Below are 17,816 nucleotides of genomic sequence, written 5' to 3' on the forward strand. Positions count from 1 at the left end.
AGGCTGAAGTCCGCGCAGTCCGTGGGGGTCCAGTGGAAGACGATGGCCAGGTCGGCCATCGCATCCTCCACCTGGGCCGGCAGCGCGATCTCGGCGGCGCCGCGGGGTGTCAGGCGGTCTCGCCCCGCGCCCGCTTCGAGAGCAAAAAACCGGCGATGTCGCTGCCGCACTGGACCAGGTCGGCCGGGTCCATCTGGCGCGCTTCGTGCTCGGTCAGGCTGGGCTGGGAGAGCCGTGGGATCAGCTTGATCAGGGCGTCGGTCTGCATCTGCAGCACGTCGGCCAGGTTGACCCCACGCAGCTCGCCGGCGCTCGGCTTGCGCAGCACGATCTCGTCGATGCGCTGCTCGCCGCGCACGATCGGCGTGTCCAGGGCGATGGTGACGCGGGTGCCGTCGGCGACGGTCTTGTCAGCGGCCGTATTAGCTTTCTGGGCTTGGCTCATGGAAGTCTCTCAGTGGTGATCGTGGGGTGAGGGATCGTCGGGCGACGTCAGCGGCGGGGAGGCCACCGCTGACGGGGGCGCGGCTTAGATGCCCAGCGCCTGACGGCGGCGGGCCAGGCGGTCGTCGCCGTTGACCTTGAACACGTAGTTGGGCAGGTCGATCTCGATCTTGGTCACGCCGTCGATCACCAGCTTGTAGTAGCTCAGGGTGCTGGTGATCTGGTGCTCGGTGTTCTCGCCATCCTGGGCGTCGCCGAAATCGATCTCGGTATGGCGGCCGCGCATCACCACCTCCACCGCGACCACCTCGTCGGTGTCGTCACGCTCGTAGCTGCCGGTCATGCGCAGCAGGTCGGCGTCGAGGCGCGAGGCGCCGAAGTTGTCGAAGATCGACTCGACCAGGCCGCCCACCGTCCACTGGCAGGTCATCAGGCCATCCATGCCCATGTCGATGCCGACGCTGCCGTCCATGCCGCCGCCGCGCCACTCTTCGATCTTGCGCGTGAGCGTGGGCAGGGTGACGGACTGAATCTGGCCCTGATAGTTGTCGCCGTTGCCGAACAGGTTCAGCGCTTTGAGTTTCTTGGGAAGTGCCATCGATCAATGCTCCTCAGGGGTCTCGGGGCCGAACCGGCGCTCAGGCGCTGGCCGCGACGCGGCTGGCGAAATCGGCGAGATAGGTGTCGGTGATGCGCTGCTGGAAGCCGAGGTCCTCGAGCGGCGGCACCGGGGTGTAGTCGTAGTCGATGCGCAGCTTGCCGGCCTTGAGGCTCTCGCTGGTGTTGAGCGATTCGTTGAGCCAGGCGCTGCCGTCGATGATCAGGCCCAGCGCCTTGAGCTCGGCGAACTTGGCGTTGATGCCTTCGATGATGTCGCGGGCCAGCGAGGCGTGCAGCGGCTTGTCCACCGCCCACAGATGCGCCTCGGCGACGGTGTCGGCGAGGATCTGCGCGGTGCGGGTGTAGTTCTCGAACGGGAACAGCGACTGCGGCCCGGCGCAGGTGCGCGAGCCCCAGAAACGGTAGCCGGACTGATTGATGAGCGTGGTGACATCGGCGGCGTTGAGGATGCCGGCGTCGGTGGCGGCGGACTGCAGATCCCAAAAGACGTCGCGGTCGATCCCGGTGACGCCGTTGACGACCACGTTGGAGAGCGTCTTGTGCCAGCCGATCTCCTGGTCGAGCTTGGCGCGCAGGCCCAAGGCGACGGCGACGGGAGAAAGACCGACGGTCTCGGCGACATCGGTATCGAATCCTTCGAACTTCGGCCAGATCACCATCAGCTCGCGGGCGCCGAACTGGTCGCGGTAGGCGGTGGCGTCGGTGATCGTCTCGCAGCCGTGGGCGTAGACGTAGCCGAAGGCGCGCAGCGATTGCACCACCGAGACCATCGCCGTCGCGACTTCCTGGGTGTCGAGATCCGGGCAACCGATGATGCGCGGGGTCACGCCCAGCTTCTGCTTGGCGGTCATCAGCGCCTGCAGGCCGGTGCGCTGGCCATTCTCGAGCGTGGTGCCAATGACGTTGGCGCTGGTCTCGGTATCGTCTTCACCTTCTGCGACGCGGACCACGACAATGACCGGCTTGGCCTGGTTGCCGATTGCGGTCAGCGCGTTTTTCAGCGTGCCGCTGTCGCCGGCCTTGCCGACGGCGGTCGCGACGTTCGTCACCAGCGCGGGCTGATTGAGCGGGAAGGTCGCGGCGTCAGCATCGGACGCGGTGGCCACGATGCCGATGACGGCGGTGGAGATGGTGCGAATGACACGCGTGCCGTCGTTGACTTCCGAAACGCGCACGCCGTGGTGGTATTGGTCGAGTGCCATGGTGGATCCTGATCAGGGGATGGGCTATCAGGTCTCCATGGTGTGGGAGCCAATAAAGTGGGGCGAGCGATTGGCGTTGTAGAAAGGGTCCGGACAACAGTAAGTTCATGGAGCGTTAGTGATATAGCGACACTTAACAGGAGAAAATAATGAGTAATTTGATCAGCATCAGGTTTTTTGACCCGGAGCATGGCCCGGGCTCCGATATCCTCCTCCTTGTTAACGAGGAGGATGCTGAGGCTATTCAGGAGTTCGAGAAAATCGAAACTCGACTAGATCTACCGAGTTTGCCTGGGATGATGGTCAAAAAGCACGATGGCCGGGTAATTTTTACTCACTTCAAGGGAGAGAGGCAGGCTAGAAGCTACACATGTAGCTCAGCCGAGTTGGCTGAGAGTTTAAACAATCCTGAAAACCGCATACCAGATGAGTGAGTTTTGAACTGAGAACGCGCCAGAAGGCGCGTTTCTCTTTTTCCGGCCTCCCAAACCGTTACCGTTCTGCCCGCGACAACGGCTGCGTGCGCCGTGCAATCGAGGCACCATCGGTCAAATGCCCATACAGCCCCGGCCCGGCGGGGGGATTTCAGCGCGCCCAATACGTCATAGAGCCGGTACTCCCGGTAGATCTCCTGCAACCGCAGCATATTGCTGCATAGGGCGTAGAGGTTCACCCGGTCCGCCTCGTCCAGCGCGGCGTCGTTGGCCGGGGAGGGGAGCCAGCGGCCGTCCAGCGCGCAGGCGGCAATGAAGTTGCAGGCGTCGCCGAGATCGGCGGCGGGGATCATCTCTACGCGGGGCACGTTGAAGCGGGTATGGACGAGGCTCCAGAGTTTGGCGCGGGCCTGGCGCTGGGTGGTGCGGGGTAGCACCTTGATCTTCTTGCCGGTCAGCTCGTGAAGAATGTGCAGGCCGTCGGTGCCGATAGTGGCTGTGACGATGTCGTGGCGGCCGTACTCCCGGTTCGCGGGCAGCACCTCGGCGATGACCCATTTCTTGAAGCGCTTCGCCTCGGCCTTACGAGAGCAGAGGATCAGTGAATACAGTCCTGACTTGTTGATGAGAACCGGCTTTCTGCCCGAACACGAATAATCTTCGTGTTCGCGGTTTTCATCCACATCGAGATCGAGTAGCGCTTTGTTCGTGCCGCTCAGGGCGGGCGACCCGCAGACATCCATAGCGAAGAACCACGGCTGATCGTCGGTTAGCAGCGTGCGGGCTTCTTGGGTGTCGAACTGGAAGGGGAGAACTTGGGCGGTAGCAGTCATGATGGAACTCCAATGTTGCTGATCGGAGTCCGCACCCATTCTTCCTACAGATGGAGGCGGGCCGTACGCGGGGTAGGAAGACCGGGGCAATAAAGGAAACCCGGTACACCCGAAGGCGTCCAGCGCACGGCCCGCCATAACACGGACACGCAAAAAACTCCGATGGCGCCGTGCGCCTTGTTGCTGATTCGGGTTCCTACGCCCGGCCGCTGATTTGGCAGCGGCAAGGAGGCGGTGGGTCAGCAACGGGGCGGAGTCAACTTTTTTGCGAGTGGCGCGAATTTGCTCCCAAAATGGGCAGCAGGCGAAGCGGTGTCGTCGGCAAGCTGGGATAACGTGGTTGGGCAACTCCATAATCGAGGAAACCCAATGAAAACGATTCGAAATCTGACTGCCCGTGCTGTCCCGCCGATCGAGCGTTGGCCCAATTGGCTGGCGTGGTCGCTGAGCCGGCTGGCACGGTATTGCAGTCGTCAGTGTCGCCGAATGGCCATCGCGATGGTCGTTGCGCTGGTGCCTGCCACCTACCACGTGGGCATCACGCGCGAGGCCATCGTGCTGTGGGGGTATGGGTTGCTGTTTATCGGGGCTGCGCTGTGGTTCGCGCACGAGGCCGCGTGGATCGATAGCACGCGGGGTAGCCAGCCCTGATGGCATGAATAAGCCCGCTGGGCGGTGGGCTTATTCGGTGGACGAGCTGGATGGCTGCAAGGCGTCTATCAGCTCTCGGCAGGTCTTCAGGGTCTTCTTGGCGTCTCGAGAGGACACGTCGCGACCCCAGTCGTAATCGGCCTTGTGGCGCAGACGCTTCATGTCGTTGAGCTGGTTGCCGTATCGGGAGAGGTCTCGGCGGTCGAGCAGCGAGCCGATCACCTTTTCGTGGCTCGCGCCGGTGCCGGTGGCGAGCTTCTTTTCTTCGCAGTATGCCCGCGCGGTGAGGAAGGCGGCGTAGTAAGCCCGGTTGATGGCGCTGCGCAGACGGGCTTGATCGGTAGAGCTGGCGTCGAGCTGTTCCTGAGCGATGGTGAGCAGGCGATCCGGCATCAACAGGCCTCGGCGTCGAGGCTCTGGGGGTAGTCGCGGACCAGCACGCCAACGCACTTGTTGAGCGCCGGCCGAACCCGGCTGGTATCCGAGAGCAGTTCCAGCACTGCGGCGTCGATGGCGTCGAGGGTGTCATCGTCCAAGGCTAGATCGAACTGCAGGACCAGTTCCTGATGACCATCATCGAAGTCTTCGAGTTCGATCCCATAGCCAAGACGGATATCGGGACGCTGCGATAGGAAGCCACGGACTAGCTCACAGATGAGCTGGGTATAGCTCTGAAACTCATCATGGGTCACACCACAGTCTGCAAGCAGTCGGGTGCTCTCTTCGTGTGGGCCCCGTAGCTCGACGTAGCTCTCAGCACCGAGCTTTTTCAACCGTTCGACCGCTTGCGCGTAGAGATCGATATCGCCGGCATGCCAAGCATTCCTTGTCACGTGCTGGATGAACTCGGGGTTGTTTTGATTGAACTGAAACGCCTTACGATTCAATTGACTGCCGAGGGCTGGGTTCAGCGCGTTATGACAGATCAGAGCAAAATTGACATAGAGCGTGCCCGGCTCGCTCAAACCGTACATATCGAGCAACGCTGTTGCTGTTGCATCGAACTCCGCAAAATTTCTATCCCATTGGGCCTTGATGGCTGCCTTCGCAACCTCACTTTCCGGGCTGTCATCCATGCTAGTAAGCGCGCGGAGTAGACGTCGCTCATCCAGCGCAGTCGTATGGCCTCGTCGGGGCTCCATTCGTTGAAGCTCATCCAAAGCCTTGGTGATGACACTTGCTCGGGTTGCGGGTTGAAGCATCGAATTTTCCGGGAAGACGGTATTACGTGGAACTTCAGTCATCTTCGTCACTTTCCCACGCATCGTCAATTTGCGGGTTGGTCGGTAGTGTCGGTGTCCCAGGTGACCGCCTCGAGCGCCTCGCGATCGCCTGCCGCCTCGGCGGCGGTGATGGCGTCTTTGAGCCGCCAACTTTTGGCCAGCAACCCCTGCTTGAACGTCTTGGCGGCATCGGTGAGCGCGATCATCTGCGCAGGCGTGAGCGTGTAGACGGTATTCGACTTGGCACGCAGGGCCATGACGGCGCCAGTCTCTCCGGAGGTGCGCAGGTCGCGGGCCTCGATCGCCAGGCCGAGCAGGTTCGCTTCATCCTGGTCGGGGCGCGTCTGGACCACGTCATCGGTGCCGTCGGGCAGGGTGTAGGGCATACCGACGGCGAGGACGGCAGAGAGGGCGGATTCGATCTCTGCGCGGCGGCGTTGGGCGATCTCGCTGATCGGCGTGATACGGAGCGGGATCTCATCGACGTTTGCGATGATCGCGGCATGCAATGCTGGGCCGAGGGGCTCAAGGTCGTCCGGCGATGCGGTGAATGGAATCCATCCGAGCTGCTTGTGCTCGATTTCGCAGTCGATCGAGCCATCGATATTCGAGACTGGATTGCGCCAGTTCACAGGCTCGAATGCATCTGAGGATGTGCTTTTCATGAGACCCTCCGAAATAACGTTGCGACCCGAACTCGATTTACCGTGTCCCCCCCACCGCAGGCCTGCCAAGTGCCCGACATCGTCCTTCCTGTATTGGTTAGCTTGAGGTCGCCATTAGAGTCTTGAGCTACTGATGTGGCCGTCAAGCGGCTTCCGGATATCCTTGACGCTGTGGTGACCTGGCCTTCGTAATAAAGAAACGCGTAAGTGCCGACGACGTATTCATCCGCATCGGCGATGCGGTCGAGAACCCAGCTTCGCTCACTGCTACCCGTCCCGAGTCGAGAAACCGGAAGCGTTCCGGAATTGAGGTTTCCAGCATCGCGATAGTAGCTAGTTGGCTGACCACCGAGCTTGTTCGAGTCGTCGGATTTACCGTCGATGTTGATGTTATAGCTGCCTGAAAGGCGACTTCTACTCAGCGTTCCAGTATTCAGGTTTCCAGCATCGCGGTAATAACTGCCGTGCTCGCCGTCCAGTTTATCGGCGTCGAGATTCGAGCCCGACCCCATGTTTCCGGTGTGCCAGACTTCTCGGGTGCTGCCCCACGTTCCATTGTATGTAGTCTGCAACCACATTCTCGGCTCGGTGCCATTATTCCCCACGTACGCAAGCCTTGTGTCTCCGTAGCGTTGCAGAGCCAGTGCCGATGCGTAACGACATTCGCTAGGAATGTTCGAGTCGTTGTTACCACTGTCAATCCCGTATAGACCCGGCCCGGTTATCTTACTCAGCGAATTGAGTATCTGACCGCCACTTAACCCCAGCCCATACTGTTGGTACGCATCCCTGACCTGTTTTGCGCTCGGCACGCCATGCACATTCGAACCGTCGAGCGCCTCCGCATCGGAGGCTCTCCGCAAAATCCCGCGTGCCGTCTCGCTGGCCCATGGGAGTCGGTTTTCGGAAACGGTCCCGGCATTCAGGTTACCGGCATCGCGATAATAACTGCCGTGTTGACCGTCCAGCTTGTCAGCGTCGAGGCCAGAACCGCCGCCCATGTTTCCGGTGTGCCAGAGTTCGTTCCAGATCGAACTCGCCCAGGCGTCGGCATTGTTGTTGCTACCCTTGAACGCCAGCCGGTTACCACGACCGTTGATGACGATCGTGTTAAGAGCGTTTCGAGACATGACCATCGCGGGACCATATCCCTCGAACCATCCATCTCCTGCATTCCCGCCGGACCCGGCTGTAAACTGGGACGCGGCTCCGAGCAATAGATCGACACTATTTGTCGGGGGCGGGCTGGAAGTGCCTAGACCGAATTGATTGATCGCGGCTTTAACGCCGGATGGCGTAGCGGCGCGGTTACCGTCGGAGCCTGTAGCGGTCTCGGCATCCGTCGCGATCTCGATAGCACCTTTTTTGCTCGTGGTCGCACCGAACATGCGCTCTGATGCCAGCGTCCCCGCGTTGATGTTTCCGGCATCGCGGTAATAACTGGCGCGCTGGCCTTCGAGTTTTCCTGCGTCGAGATTCGAGCCAGAGCCCATGTTTCCGGTGTGCCAAACCTCGCGAGTATTACCATACCCTCCAGTACTAGATTTGGATTGAATCCACATTCTGGGTTCTTCGTAAAAACTCCCCAGATATAAAAACCTAACATCGCCGTATCTTGGAATCGCCAACATCGAACAATACCGAACATCGTTAATAATATTCGGATCGTTGTTGCTGCTGTTTATGGCATAAAACCCGGCGCGACTGACGTTGTTCAGCGACTGTGCATCAACGCCCGATGTGGCACCCAGCCCAAACTGATTGATTCCCGCAATCAGGCCCTCGGGAGTCACCGCGCGATTCGAATCTTTGCCCTCCTTCGACTCGTCAACAGTTGCTATCTCGATGGCTCCCTTCGCATTAGTCGATGCACCTGCCATACGCGCCGAGGCTACGGTCCCAGTATTTAGGTTACTGGCATCTCGGTAATAACTGCCGTGCTCGCCGTCCAGCTTATCGGCGTCGAGATTCGAGCCCGACCCCATGTTTCGGGTATGCCATAGCTCGGCTGAAACGAATGGCGCGGCCGGGTCGATCGTATCGCGAGATCGAATCAGCGCGCGAGGTATGGCCCCGAGCGACTGGATCAATAACTGAACATCTCGCTTGCCGTCAGCACTTCGACTGATATTTAAGCCGATCGGCCAGCTAAGTCCGTCGATGTTTACTGACGAGTAGAAAAACTGACAGGGGGCGATGCCCTCACCACCGTCGATGCGCGGCACTTCCGTAGCGCCAAGCCCATACTGCCCATACGCGGCTCGTACTTGTTTAACGCTCGGCACAACCGAGTCGCTCTCTCCTGATAGCGCCTCGGAATCTGTCGACATCTCGACAAGCCCCGTCCGGCTTGTCGTTGATGTCCGTGAGTTGAGCGCGGCGGGTGTCACGGCGCGCGCGTTGTCCTTACCATCCTGCGTTTCGCCGTATGTGGCCAGCTCGACCATGCCCTGGGCCGATGTGGTGGCGCCGGGGTGGTCGCGGCTGGCTGCGTGATCGGTGAGCTGCTTTACCGTGGCGTAGGCTTTGAGCACCTTGTCGATGAACGCTTTCAGGTTGCGCGGAACGATGGCGCGACGGCGGTCAGTACCGGCGTCGACCTCGTCCTGGGTGGCGATCTCGACCACGCCCTGGACAGTCTCGCTCGCCGGCGGATTGAGAAACGCGGCATCGCCGAAGGTGATGCTCGAGACATCGAGTGACTCGATGATCAGATCGGTGGCAAGTAGCAGAGTGACCGGCGCGGCTTTTTCGATGATCCACTCGTCCTGCGAGTAGACCGCGAACAGCACGCCGGTCTCGGTGAACAGGCCGATCTCGCCGACCTGGTAGGCGTCGCCGGTTTCGTCCTGGACGGTGACGTGCAGCGTGTCGTCGGAGACCGCCTGGCCGGCGATGGTATCCACGCGCTTGATCGGCGATTGGAGTTCGGTCTGCTCCTTCGTCGGCGCGTAACGCCCGGACCCCAGCTCGACCTCGGCAATGACGACGGCGTTGGTGCCGTTGTTGTCGGGATCGATCAGCGCGGCGCGGCCGGCGTCGGTGATGGTGAAGACAATGGCCATGGGAGATCCTCTATTCAGCGGTGGCCGATAGCCGGCGGTAAATGATCGGGCGTGCGGCGCCGGCGATACCGATCCCGCCGGACGCGCTCAATCCAGCGGTGAAGGTAAAGTGCGAACGAACCGGCTTGGTGCGGCTGATCTCGTCGACGATGTCCTGCTGAAACTCGGCGGTATTGGGGACATCTGCGCCGAGCGTCAGCACCACATCGAAGGTGTGGGGCTCGCCCTGGTCGGCCTTTTGCCACCACTCGCGCAGCGCCAAGCTGGAGCCGAACGAGCGAACGACGTCGCGCACACTCTTGGCGGTGCCTTTGCGGCGCTGGATCTCGATGGCGTCGCGGATGCGCTGGCGCTTGATGCGCTCCGGCCAGTACGGCTGCCAGGCATCCAGCGAGAGTGCCCAGGCGAGCCAAGGCAGCAGGTCCGCCCGGCAGGTATCCGGGTTCCAGAGCGAACGCAGCGGTACCGGCAGGTCGCTGGCCGTGGCGGTGGTGGCCTCTAGCGCCCGCTCGGCGTCGGTGGCGTTGGGGGGCAGCAGGCTGACGGCGCGGTCTCGGGCGGCTGAATCACTCATCGAGGCCCCCGTCGATCAGGTCAATCGCGGTGCAGTAGGTGGCCTGGGTACGGTCGATCACGATGCTCGTCGCCGGCTCGGCAAGCTCGACGCGTTGCACGCCGGGCTGATGGAGCGCGGCATAGAGGCCGGAAATGGTGACGTCGAGGCCGAGGCGGTGTTGTTGCTCGGTATATTCGACCGCGGCCTTTCGCGCCTGGCGCATGACGACCTCGCGATCCGGCCCCGCGTAGAAATAGAGCGTGGCGTTGAGCGCATACTCGATGATCTCGGCGGATTGGACGGTGACATGATCGGTCAGCGGCCTGACGTCTTCGGCAGAGAGCGTGGCGTCGACGATCTGGAGGAGGGGCGCCGGCGCGTTGCCGTTGTCATTCCGTGAGAGCACGGTGACGACGACTTCACCGGGCGATGGGCTGGTCGCGCTGGCATCCAGTACCGCGCCGTCGGCAGAGAGCGCGTGGAACACATAGGCGCCTTCCGGGCCGGCGGTGCTGAAGCCCTCCAGCGAGAGCTGGATACGGCGGCGGAAATCGGCGTCCGTCTCGAACGTCGGCTCGACCGGGGGAATGGCATCGGGGTCACCGGCGGTCAGCGTCTGGCGCTCGACGCCGTAGAGCGCGCCGAGCTGGTCGAGATCCGACCCCAGGGCGTAGGCCAGCATCACGCCCTTGGCGGCCTCGTTTATGCGTTGGCGCAGCAGCATTTCGCGATAGGCCGCGACTTGCAGGACTTTATAAGCGGGGTCGGATTCGACGGTGACGTCGAAGCTGGGGTCGCGCTGGCGCAGATCGGCGAGCATGGTCTCGAAGATCGTTTCGAACGCAATCTCTTCGACGACTGCCGGTGCCGGCAGGCGGGAAAGGTCGACAGCGGTAAATCCTCCGGCCATGTCAGTTGTCTCCCGTTAGCGCGATGTCGAGGGTGATGTCGTCGCCGGTGTCGGTACGGCGCGCCGTGATGCTGAGATCGAGCCGGCCTGGGCGAGTGGTCGAGACGGTGCGGGTGATCTGTTTCACGCGGATCCGCGGCTCCCAGCGCATGAGGGCGACGACGGTCGCCGAGTAGGCGCGGAGCGCGGTGGCGCCATTCAGTGGCTGGTCGATCAGCTCGGGCAATAGCGAGCCGTAATCCCGGCGCATGACACGGGAGCCGATCGGCGTTGTCAGGATGTCGGCGACGGACTGTCGGATGTGCTCGACGCCATCCAGTGCCGCGCCGTTGGTGCCGTTCATGCCGGGCATCAGGTCACGCCTCCCGTGTTGTCGCCGCCGCGCTGCACGCCGTCATGGGTGTGGCTCGAGCTGATGTCCTTGCCGTTGCTTGTCACTGCGCCCTTGAAATGAACCGCGCCAGACATGGTCGCGGTCTTGCCGCCGGGCTGGCTCAGGTTGCCGTTCAACGTGACGTTGCCATTGATGACGACGTTGGCGTTGATCGTGGCGCCACCGGCCGCGGTCGCGGTGAGCGCCGCGGCAGTGGTGACAGTGACGTCGGCCTGGGCGTCTAGCGTTGCGGTGCCCGGTAGGGTGGCCTGCAGGTGGCTCGCGTCGTGGTCGTATTCGATCACGGCGCCATCCGGCATCAGCCAGTGAGTCAGGTTAGGCGCGTTGACCGGAGCGGGATTGGCGTTGGCATAGACCGCCGGCAGCGCGATGGCGGCGCGGAGTTCGCCACCGGGAGAGACGAGCACGACCTGCTCGCCGGTAGTCGGCGGGTTCCAGGTGCGGGTTTGACCGGCACGGCCGACGAGCCACGGGATCCAGTCGGTGAGCAGATCGCCGCTGCGCACCCGGATGCGCGCAGCGGCGTGGTCGACCTGGGCGACCACGCCGACGCGGATCAGGTTCTGCAGCAGGCGGGCGAGTTCGACGGGATTCATGGCGTACCGGACTGAGTGACTATGCGGCTATGGTCCGCAGCGGGGCGGCGGCTGGCGAGCGGCGGGCGTTGTAGAACGGGCGGTTACAGATCGTCGGTGGGAGGCCGATACGCTTTTAATTGCCATCGAGGAGGGCAAGACATGTCGACGGATATCAGAGAGCGTTACGCCCAGATTCTCGAGAATCACAAACTCGATGCGTTGGAGCCTGTCAGTGCCGAGTACACCGGCTTGTTTCTTCCATCGATGCCGGTCGGAAGCGACATGACGTTGCGTCGAGTCATGGTGGTGGGCCAGGAGACACGGCAATGGAATGGTCAACTGACGCGCTGGATGGAAGCCGTCGCGGCTGGTCAGGCTTCGGAGTACGTCGACCGAGCAATAAGGGGCTATATCGAAACGCGCTGCATGCCACCCTCGAAGTTCCGCTTCCTACAATTTCTGCGGTTATCGGAGCAGCGCTTGTCTCTTCCAGCGTACTCCGTGCAATGGGGTAATCTGATGGCTTGCGCCTACCGCCGGGGCTCGCCGAAGAAGCGTCCAAAGGCAGAGCTCGAGCAAGTGCTCGCACTTTCCTATGACCTTCTGGCCGCTCAGATCGAAGTGCTGAAGCCGCAAGCTATTCTCTTCACGACTGGGCCCAGCTATGACCGTTTCATCAAACAGTTCTCGCTCCGATTCGGCGGCTGTAAAGGCTCGGTAGTCCATGAACCGCGCCGTCTTTGGGAGTTTAGGCTTGGGGATATCCCATGTTTCCGAACTACTCACCCGCGCTACGCGGCAGGCAACAGCACGCGTGAAAAAGCACTGGTCGCTATCTCGGCTCTCTAGCTACCCAGAAATTCGAGGATGCCGTCGCGAACCCCGGTCGCGATCGGCAGCGCTGAACCCGAGCGGCTCGCGCTGGGCGTCTTCACGCGGGGGCCGTTGTCGGTGACGTGGTCGCGGAGGCCGTACTGGTGAGGGGCGGACGATGCTGGGCACGCGGCCAAAAAACCGACCGTGGCGCCGCTGGGGCCTGATCGGGTCTGCAGATATTTGGCGGTGTGCAGTGTGTCGAAGGTGGCCTTGCGACGTATGCGGCCTTGGCAGCCGCGGGAGCGGCGGGGTGAGAAACCGGAGTTGTCCGGGGGGCTGCTAGCGCTCGATGCACTCGCGCCGGCCGCGGCGCAGATCGGTGGCGACAGCGCGGGCGAGCTGACCACGGCCGCTGGCGTCGAGGTGGCCGATCAGTGGTGATAGCCACTCTTCGATCCGGGAGAGATCGTCAGGGGCCATCGGCGTCGTGCTTGAGAGGGCCATCCCACTCGGCAATCAGCTCGTAATCACCGTCGATGTGGGCATTGCGGATGAGCAGTTGCCAATGTTCGGCGGGGCATTCCTCGCGCTCGAATGTTGGCATGCGGTGCTCGATGTGGATCTGGCCGGTGGCGCAGTCGCGACGAGCGACGACACGCTCGGTGAGCTGGACGCGCAGCGCCAGGTCGACGGCGCCGTTGCTGAGTATCTTCGCTTCGAACGACACGGCCTGCTTTGGATCGAGGTCGGGCTGGTAGGTCCCGAGCCAGTCGAGCAGCGGGATCATGATCGCATCGACTTCGTCGGTGTAGTCGGTCAGCACGAGCTGGGCGGTATAGGTGTAGCCGTGGCTGAGATCGGACCCACGGGCGAACTCGATAGAACCACCCTCGACGAACGTGAGCAGGCGATCCGGGTCGTCTGCGACCCCAGGAACGGCATCAATCAGGTGCTGGCGAAGGGCGTTGAGCTTTTTCATCGAGGGTGTCCACTAGTCCGTTATGTCTCGTCGCGCAGTTGTGGTACTGCCATGCCCAGTCGCGCAGGGTCAGCACGACATCGCGGCCGGTGCCGTCAGTCAGCGGCGGGAGGGCCTGCGGGCAGCGGGTCAGCAGGGTCTGTTGAATCGGGGGCGCGGCCGGCGGCGGCGGCGTTGAGCAGGCGGAGAGCATCAGCGCCGAGACAGACGTTGCGATAAATCGGTTGCTGGATCTCACGGACGATTCCCCGGTCGATGATGCGTTCGTTGGCGTCGAGCGTTGAGAGCCGGGCCTCGACGACGCCGGCGATGACGGACTCGCGGGCGAGGGCCTGGTCGGCCGCGGCCTTGGCGGCTTCGATGGCGGTCAGGCGTTGGCTGTCCTCGAGCCAGCCGCGGCTGAGCCAGCCGGCGGCGCTCGCGACCGAGATGGCCAGGGCGAATAGGCCGGCCAGGATCCGCGTTCTCATTCGTCCAGCCCCGCCAGGCATAGCTCGCGCTCGGTCGCCCGACGCTTGACCAGGCCGGCGAGTTTGCGGCCGCCGGCGTAGACCCAGCGGGATAGCTGGTCGCAGGCGGCGCGCGTCTGGCCGGCATTCAGCCGCGCCAGCAGCGTCGAGTCGTGGAACGCGCCCTCACCGACGTTGAAGATGAACGAGGCCAGCGCCGCCCGGCGGGTCGGTGGCATCGTGGCGTTGATCTCCGGCGACACCTCTCGGTCGATGGTGTCGAACGCCGCTCCGAGATCGCCGGCGAGCAGGGTCTCGCACTCTTCTGCGGTCTTGGTCTGGTGGAGCTTGACGGTCGGCCCCGTGTGCCCGGTGCAGATAGTGGGGATGCCGACGGGGTCGGGATACGCCTCCAGCTCGGTGCCCTCGTAGTGTTTGACGACGTTGATCGACAGCGACAGGGCGATACCGCAGGTGCCCCCGATCGCGCCACCGCCGATCCAGCGGCCGAGGTTCTTCATGAGCGTTCCCGCCGGCGTTCGCGCCACTCCCGCAATCGCTCGAGGTACTTGGGCACGAGCAGGCCGATCTGCAGGCCGAGGTAGGCGAGCGTCAGAATGGTGATCCAGTCCGATGGCGTCATGCCGCCGGCGTGAAGCAGCGAGACGATGGCCGGTGGCGTGGTCTTGATGGCTTCGGTGGTGATGCTGAGCTGCTGGGCCATGGTCATCCCTGCATTTGCGATGAGTAGCGTGATCAGCACGACGATGGGGTCGGGCCGTTGGTTTTGGTGGTGGCGGGTTGTCATGGCATCAGTCCCATAGCTGCACGGTGGCTGTCCTGGGTGACTGGGTAGCGATGTCTGGCAGCGTGACGAGGGTCGCGCTGGGGAGTACCGGGCCGAGGTCTGCCAGACCGGGATTGGCCTGTAGCACTCGCTCGGTGACGTCCGCTGTCTGTCCGTAGACGCGGTAGCAAATGCGATCGAGGGTGTCGCCCTGGAGGCTTCGAATCGTGCGGGCCATCAGATCAGCTCTACCGTGACGTGTGAGCGGCCGGCGATCTCGGGGTAGAACGCGGCGTTGGCAATGCGATCGGCCCGGAAGGCGCGGATGTTACCGGCGGCGACGAAGCTGGACATCTCAAACCCTCCGGTATGTTGGACGCTCGCGCAGCGGCGGGGCGTCGAAATGAATCAGGCGACGGGCGACGGTTTCCGGAGAGCCTGGGCTTTCCGTCACCGCCGTGCCCCTGACGTCGGCGGTCGACTCTTGCCATCAACGTCGGGTGTCACCCTGTAGCGCCCAGGTCGGTGGAGCGCTGCCAAGGGTCGTCGCCGGGCTTGAGGTCGTGCCGAATGGCGTAGCGGCCGATGACGAGAGCGTCTTCGCGCGCTCAGTCAGTCAAGCGCTTTGTTCATGACGTCAATGGCGTCAGGTTCCCCGCCCCGGCGGTGAGTCTCAACGAATTGACGTTGTAGAGTGGAGGGTGACAAGCCGTTGATCGATAACGGCTTCTACCGTGTCGGTACGCTGGGCGCATTGCAGAGACGCAGGAATGCTCCTGCCCGATCCGGTCCGGCCAGCACCGCGGTCGCGCCACCACTATGCGCGATGAAGGTCATGAGGGGGCGGCTTTTTATGCGGCTTTCTGCATTGCAGGCGGGTCATGCATAGTAGTTGCGCGGCGGGCTTCGGTGAGCCCCTGGCGCGATCCAAGCCGCAAGGCACTAACGGTTCACTTGGAACCTATTTGGAACCTAGACGAGCGCGCAAAGAAAAACCGCCACGAAGGGATTTCCTAAGTGGCGGTTTTTACGGTGTTTTGTGGTCGGAATAGCAGGATTCGAACCTACGACCTCTGCCTCCCGAAGGCAGCGCTCTACCAAGCTGAGCTATATTCCGATCAAATCGTCGATTCACGCCGGTTGGGGCTGTTCGACGGAGGTGAATTATACTCATCAAAGGGCGCGGTGCAACCCTGATCGTGCTGCCTTTTAGACGTCCCGCTCGACGGCCACCCGCGTCAGTGTTTCCATGCTGTCGCGATAAGGGCTCGGCGGCAGGATTTCCAGCTGTTCCCGGGCCTTCTCGGCCATCTCCTCGGCGCGACGCTGGGTATAGTCGAGAGCGCCGGTTTCGCGCACGATCGCCAGCACGTCCGCCAGTTGCTCCAGGCCGCCGTCGGTGATCGCCTGACGGATCAGTGCCGACTGCTCCGGCGTTCCTTCGCGCATGGCATGAATCAGCGGCAGCGTCGGTTTCCCCTCGGCGAGATCATCGCCCACGTTCTTGCCCATGGTGTCGGCGTCGCCCTGATAGTCGAGCAGGTCGTCGATCAACTGGAACGCGAGCCCCAGGTAACGCCCGTAGAGCTTGAGTGCTTGCTCCTGCTCGGTGCTGGCGTCGGCGAGAATGGCGCCGCTGTGGGAAGCCGCTTCGAACAGCATCGCGGTCTTGCCCTGGATGGTATCGAAGTAATCCGACTCTTCGATGTCGGCATTGCCGATATTGGTCAGCTGCTGGACTTCGCCTTCGGCGATCACACAGGTGGCGCCGGAGAGTACCTGCATGATTCGCATCGATCCGACCTCGACCATCATCTGGAACGAGCGCGAGTAAAGGAAGTCGCCGACCAGTACCGAGGGCGCATTGCCCCAGGTATCGTTGGCGGTAGCCTTGCCACGCCGCCGGCTGGACTCGTCGACGACGTCGTCGTGAAGCAGCGTGGAGGTGTGCATGAACTCAATCAGGGTCGCCAGGGTGACGTGCTTGTCGCCCGGGTAGTCGAGTGCGCGCGCTGCCAGGAGCACCAGCAACGGACGCAGCCGCTTGCCACCACTCTCGATGATGTACTGGCCGATGGTCTCGACCAGCGGTATTCGCGACGCCAACTGAGCGAGGATCGTGCGATTGACGGCGGCGAAGTCCTCAGCCACCGATGCATGGATGGATGCAGCGTTGGATTGCATGGTCGGCTTGTCAATGAATCGGGTGGGGCCGCTCTGAGTCGGGCCGAGAGAGGCGATGTGAGGGGGTATGCTAGGTGGCGCCTACAGGTGCGTCAACCGACGGAGGCACGGCGATGGACCCGTTTCGCGCCCTCGTCGATATCGATGGATATTGGCGACGCAAGGACTTGCCTGGTTTCGGTTCAATCGTTATAATCCGCCGCCCAACTCATCATGCTCCCTGTCAGATGGTTGCCGGAAGGGGCACCACTCGACGCAGGTCGATGAAAGAGCGATTCGTACCGATGAGCTTGGCCGACGAGCTTCGGCTCCAAAAGCCCTGGAGAAAAAGTATATGTACGCTGTTATCAAGAGCGGCGGTAAGCAATACCGCGTGCAGGAAGGTCAGACACTGAAGCTCGAGAAGCTGGAAGTGCCGACCGGCGAGACCCTGGAGTTCGATCAGGTTCTGCTGGTCGCCGATGGTGACGACATCAAGGTCGGCGCACCGTTGGTTGGCGGTGCCAAGGTGTCCGCTGAAATCGTATCTCACGGTCGCGGCGACAAGGTGCAAATCATCAAGTTCCGCCGTCGTAAGCATCACATGAAGCGTCAGGGCCACCGTCAGTGGTTCACTGAAGTCAAGATCACCGGAATCTCCGCTTAAGCGGGACATTCCCCCAGAGAGAGGTATTCGCCATGGCTCATAAGAAGGCCGCCGGTAGTACGCGCAACGGTCGCGATTCCGAATCCAAACGCCTGGGTGTCAAGCTGTACGGTGGACAGAAGGCTACGGCCGGTAACATTATCGTCCGTCAGCGCGGCACCAAGTTCCATCCGGGTAGCGGTGTGGGTATCGGCAAGGACCACACCCTGTTCGCACTGAATGACGGCGTCATCAAGTTCGAACAGAAAGGCCCGAGAAACCGCAAGTTCGTGAGTGTAGTCTCCGCCTGAGACATCACGGACCTTGTGTGAAAAGCCCCGCTCAGGCGGGGCTTTTTCGTTGTTGCGGCAATATCATGCGGTATCCACGCGCGCGGCGC

23 protein-coding genes and 1 tRNA gene are annotated in these 17,816 nt (G+C 62.3%); 5 read left to right on the top strand and 19 right to left on the bottom strand.

Annotated features, from left to right (window positions below; all coding sequences use genetic code 11):
- Nucleotides 1-109: 109 nt before the first annotated feature.
- The 4 genes from DOM56_RS18925 to DOM56_RS19795 all read right to left on the bottom strand — a co-directional run bounded on the left by DOM56_RS18925 (nt 110) and on the right by DOM56_RS19795 (nt 3,534).
- Nucleotides 110-445: a phage tail assembly protein gene (locus tag DOM56_RS18925; protein ID WP_110710519.1), complete on the bottom strand. Its 336-nt coding sequence runs from the start codon at nt 443-445 to the stop codon at nt 110-112.
- Between the two features lie 84 nt (nt 446-529).
- The gene (locus tag DOM56_RS18930; RefSeq protein ID WP_110710520.1) at nt 530-1,042 is read right to left on the bottom strand and encodes a phage major tail tube protein; all 513 of its coding nucleotides are present in this window, start codon (nt 1,040-1,042) and stop codon (nt 530-532) included.
- 40 nt (nt 1,043-1,082) lie between these two features.
- On the bottom strand, nt 1,083-2,267 hold the full coding sequence (locus DOM56_RS18935; RefSeq protein WP_110710521.1) for a phage tail sheath protein: 1,185 nt from the start codon (nt 2,265-2,267) through the stop codon (nt 1,083-1,085).
- 364 nt (nt 2,268-2,631) lie between these two features.
- Nucleotides 2,632-3,534 (bottom strand): BRO family protein, encoded by a 903-nt coding sequence (locus DOM56_RS19795; protein ID WP_157958286.1) that lies wholly within the window; start codon nt 3,532-3,534, stop codon nt 2,632-2,634.
- Nucleotides 3,535-3,903: 369 nt separating this feature from the next.
- Between DOM56_RS19795 and DOM56_RS19800 the strand changes: the two genes are divergently transcribed.
- Nucleotides 3,904-4,185 carry a hypothetical protein gene (locus tag DOM56_RS19800; RefSeq protein ID WP_157958287.1) on the top strand — a complete coding sequence of 94 codons (282 nt, stop codon included), beginning with the start codon at nt 3,904-3,906 and terminating at the stop codon, nt 4,183-4,185.
- A gap of 30 nt (nt 4,186-4,215) precedes the next feature.
- Here the strand turns inward: DOM56_RS19800 and DOM56_RS18945 are convergent, their stop codons facing one another.
- From DOM56_RS18945 to DOM56_RS18980, 8 genes are read right to left on the bottom strand one after another with little or no spacing between them, the layout of a single operon-like run.
- Complete coding sequence (locus DOM56_RS18945; RefSeq protein WP_110710523.1) at nt 4,216-4,578, bottom strand: HEPN domain-containing protein; 363 nt, start codon at nt 4,576-4,578, stop codon at nt 4,216-4,218.
- Nucleotides 4,578-5,429, bottom strand: coding sequence for a hypothetical protein (locus tag DOM56_RS18950; protein ID WP_157958288.1), 852 nt, complete (start codon nt 5,427-5,429; stop codon nt 4,578-4,580). Before DOM56_RS18950 ends, DOM56_RS18945 begins: the two co-directional genes overlap by 1 nt.
- Before the next feature lie 23 nt (nt 5,430-5,452).
- Entirely contained in the window at nt 5,453-6,073 is a 621-nt protein-coding gene (locus DOM56_RS18955; RefSeq protein WP_110710525.1) for a DUF4376 domain-containing protein, read from the bottom strand.
- On the bottom strand, nt 6,070-9,138 hold the full coding sequence (locus DOM56_RS18960; protein WP_110710526.1) for a hypothetical protein: 3,069 nt from the start codon (nt 9,136-9,138) through the stop codon (nt 6,070-6,072). The genes DOM56_RS18955 and DOM56_RS18960 overlap by 4 nt, the downstream gene beginning before the upstream one ends.
- A 10-nt stretch (nt 9,139-9,148) precedes the next feature.
- Nucleotides 9,149-9,712 (bottom strand): phage tail protein I, encoded by a 564-nt coding sequence (locus tag DOM56_RS18965; RefSeq protein ID WP_110710527.1) that lies wholly within the window; start codon nt 9,710-9,712, stop codon nt 9,149-9,151.
- Nucleotides 9,705-10,604 (bottom strand): baseplate J/gp47 family protein, encoded by a 900-nt coding sequence (locus DOM56_RS18970; RefSeq protein WP_110710528.1) that lies wholly within the window; start codon nt 10,602-10,604, stop codon nt 9,705-9,707. The genes DOM56_RS18965 and DOM56_RS18970 overlap by 8 nt, the downstream gene beginning before the upstream one ends.
- Before the next feature lies 1 nt (nt 10,605).
- Nucleotides 10,606-10,956 (bottom strand): GPW/gp25 family protein, encoded by a 351-nt coding sequence (locus DOM56_RS18975; RefSeq protein ID WP_110710529.1) that lies wholly within the window; start codon nt 10,954-10,956, stop codon nt 10,606-10,608.
- Nucleotides 10,956-11,594 carry a phage baseplate assembly protein V gene (locus tag DOM56_RS18980; RefSeq protein WP_110710530.1) on the bottom strand — a complete coding sequence of 213 codons (639 nt, stop codon included), beginning with the start codon at nt 11,592-11,594 and terminating at the stop codon, nt 10,956-10,958. Before DOM56_RS18980 ends, DOM56_RS18975 begins: the two co-directional genes overlap by 1 nt.
- A 141-nt stretch (nt 11,595-11,735) precedes the next feature.
- Between DOM56_RS18980 and DOM56_RS18985 the strand changes: the two genes are divergently transcribed.
- Entirely contained in the window at nt 11,736-12,425 is a 690-nt protein-coding gene (locus DOM56_RS18985; RefSeq protein ID WP_110710531.1) for a hypothetical protein, read from the top strand.
- A gap of 246 nt (nt 12,426-12,671) precedes the next feature.
- Nucleotides 12,672-12,833 carry a hypothetical protein gene (locus tag DOM56_RS19995; protein WP_232822364.1) on the top strand — a complete coding sequence of 54 codons (162 nt, stop codon included), beginning with the start codon at nt 12,672-12,674 and terminating at the stop codon, nt 12,831-12,833.
- A 28-nt stretch (nt 12,834-12,861) separates the two neighbouring features.
- Here the strand turns inward: DOM56_RS19995 and DOM56_RS18995 are convergent, their stop codons facing one another.
- From DOM56_RS18995 to ispB, 7 genes are all read right to left on the bottom strand, one after another.
- A complete protein-coding gene (locus DOM56_RS18995; protein ID WP_110710533.1) occupies nt 12,862-13,371 on the bottom strand; it encodes a phage tail protein in 510 nt (169 codons plus the stop codon).
- A 95-nt stretch (nt 13,372-13,466) separates the two neighbouring features.
- On the bottom strand, nt 13,467-13,841 hold the full coding sequence (locus tag DOM56_RS19000) for a hypothetical protein (RefSeq protein WP_110710534.1): 375 nt from the start codon (nt 13,839-13,841) through the stop codon (nt 13,467-13,469).
- Entirely contained in the window at nt 13,838-14,341 is a 504-nt protein-coding gene (locus DOM56_RS19005) for a lysozyme (RefSeq protein ID WP_110710535.1), read from the bottom strand. Before DOM56_RS19005 ends, DOM56_RS19000 begins: the two co-directional genes overlap by 4 nt.
- The gene (locus tag DOM56_RS19010) at nt 14,338-14,628 is read right to left on the bottom strand and encodes a hypothetical protein (RefSeq protein WP_198655843.1); all 291 of its coding nucleotides are present in this window, start codon (nt 14,626-14,628) and stop codon (nt 14,338-14,340) included. The genes DOM56_RS19005 and DOM56_RS19010 overlap by 4 nt, the downstream gene beginning before the upstream one ends.
- Nucleotides 14,629-14,632: 4 nt before the next feature.
- Nucleotides 14,633-14,845, bottom strand: coding sequence for a tail protein X (locus DOM56_RS19015; protein ID WP_110710536.1), 213 nt, complete (start codon nt 14,843-14,845; stop codon nt 14,633-14,635).
- A gap of 802 nt (nt 14,846-15,647) precedes the next feature.
- Nucleotides 15,648-15,724, bottom strand: a tRNA-Pro gene (locus DOM56_RS19020).
- A 92-nt stretch (nt 15,725-15,816) separates the two neighbouring features.
- Nucleotides 15,817-16,791 carry an octaprenyl diphosphate synthase gene (gene ispB, locus DOM56_RS19025; RefSeq protein WP_110710537.1) on the bottom strand — a complete coding sequence of 325 codons (975 nt, stop codon included), beginning with the start codon at nt 16,789-16,791 and terminating at the stop codon, nt 15,817-15,819.
- Between the two features lie 334 nt (nt 16,792-17,125).
- Between ispB and rplU the strand changes: the two genes are divergently transcribed.
- Nucleotides 17,126-17,437 carry a 50S ribosomal protein L21 gene (rplU, locus tag DOM56_RS19030; RefSeq protein WP_071230753.1) on the top strand — a complete coding sequence of 104 codons (312 nt, stop codon included), beginning with the start codon at nt 17,126-17,128 and terminating at the stop codon, nt 17,435-17,437.
- Between the two features lie 32 nt (nt 17,438-17,469).
- A complete protein-coding gene (gene rpmA / locus DOM56_RS19035; protein ID WP_110603387.1) occupies nt 17,470-17,727 on the top strand; it encodes a 50S ribosomal protein L27 in 258 nt (85 codons plus the stop codon).
- Nucleotides 17,728-17,816 lie beyond the last annotated feature (89 nt).

It is taken from the genome of Salinicola sp. CR57 (assembly GCF_003206585.1).
Lineage (GTDB): Bacteria > Pseudomonadota > Gammaproteobacteria > Pseudomonadales > Halomonadaceae > Salinicola > Salinicola lusitanus.

Bases quoted from the DNA above. Each gene is read 5' to 3' on its own strand.
- DOM56_RS19000 (WP_110710534.1), bottom strand. From the start codon at position 13,841: ATGAGAACGCGGATCCTGGCCGGCCTATTCGCCCTGGCCATCTCGGTC.
- DOM56_RS18960 (WP_110710526.1), bottom strand. From the start codon at position 9,138: ATGGCCATTGTCTTCACCATCACCGACGCCGGCCGCGCCGCGCTGATC.
- DOM56_RS18995 (WP_110710533.1), bottom strand. From the start codon at position 13,371: ATGAAAAAGCTCAACGCCCTTCGCCAGCACCTGATTGATGCCGTTCCT.
- DOM56_RS18945 (WP_110710523.1), bottom strand. From the start codon at position 4,578: ATGCCGGATCGCCTGCTCACCATCGCTCAGGAACAGCTCGACGCCAGC.
- DOM56_RS19995 (WP_232822364.1), top strand. From the start codon at position 12,672: ATGCGGCCTTGGCAGCCGCGGGAGCGGCGGGGTGAGAAACCGGAGTTG.
- DOM56_RS18955 (WP_110710525.1), bottom strand. From the start codon at position 6,073: ATGAAAAGCACATCCTCAGATGCATTCGAGCCTGTGAACTGGCGCAAT.
- DOM56_RS18965 (WP_110710527.1), bottom strand. From the start codon at position 9,712: ATGAGTGATTCAGCCGCCCGAGACCGCGCCGTCAGCCTGCTGCCCCCC.
- DOM56_RS18970 (WP_110710528.1), bottom strand. From the start codon at position 10,604: ATGGCCGGAGGATTTACCGCTGTCGACCTTTCCCGCCTGCCGGCACCG.
- rplU (WP_071230753.1), top strand. From the start codon at position 17,126: ATGTACGCTGTTATCAAGAGCGGCGGTAAGCAATACCGCGTGCAGGAA.
- DOM56_RS18950 (WP_157958288.1), bottom strand. From the start codon at position 5,429: ATGACTGAAGTTCCACGTAATACCGTCTTCCCGGAAAATTCGATGCTT.
- rpmA (WP_110603387.1), top strand. From the start codon at position 17,470: ATGGCTCATAAGAAGGCCGCCGGTAGTACGCGCAACGGTCGCGATTCC.
- DOM56_RS19795 (WP_157958286.1), bottom strand. From the start codon at position 3,534: ATGACTGCTACCGCCCAAGTTCTCCCCTTCCAGTTCGACACCCAAGAA.
- DOM56_RS18980 (WP_110710530.1), bottom strand. From the start codon at position 11,594: ATGAATCCCGTCGAACTCGCCCGCCTGCTGCAGAACCTGATCCGCGTC.
- DOM56_RS18975 (WP_110710529.1), bottom strand. From the start codon at position 10,956: ATGCCCGGCATGAACGGCACCAACGGCGCGGCACTGGATGGCGTCGAG.
- DOM56_RS19800 (WP_157958287.1), top strand. From the start codon at position 3,904: ATGAAAACGATTCGAAATCTGACTGCCCGTGCTGTCCCGCCGATCGAG.
- DOM56_RS18930 (WP_110710520.1), bottom strand. From the start codon at position 1,042: ATGGCACTTCCCAAGAAACTCAAAGCGCTGAACCTGTTCGGCAACGGC.
- ispB (WP_110710537.1), bottom strand. From the start codon at position 16,791: ATGCAATCCAACGCTGCATCCATCCATGCATCGGTGGCTGAGGACTTC.
- DOM56_RS19010 (WP_198655843.1), bottom strand. From the start codon at position 14,628: ATGACAACCCGCCACCACCAAAACCAACGGCCCGACCCCATCGTCGTG.
- DOM56_RS18925 (WP_110710519.1), bottom strand. From the start codon at position 445: ATGAGCCAAGCCCAGAAAGCTAATACGGCCGCTGACAAGACCGTCGCC.
- DOM56_RS18935 (WP_110710521.1), bottom strand. From the start codon at position 2,267: ATGGCACTCGACCAATACCACCACGGCGTGCGCGTTTCGGAAGTCAAC.
- DOM56_RS19005 (WP_110710535.1), bottom strand. From the start codon at position 14,341: ATGAAGAACCTCGGCCGCTGGATCGGCGGTGGCGCGATCGGGGGCACC.
- DOM56_RS19015 (WP_110710536.1), bottom strand. From the start codon at position 14,845: ATGGCCCGCACGATTCGAAGCCTCCAGGGCGACACCCTCGATCGCATT.
- DOM56_RS18985 (WP_110710531.1), top strand. From the start codon at position 11,736: ATGTCGACGGATATCAGAGAGCGTTACGCCCAGATTCTCGAGAATCAC.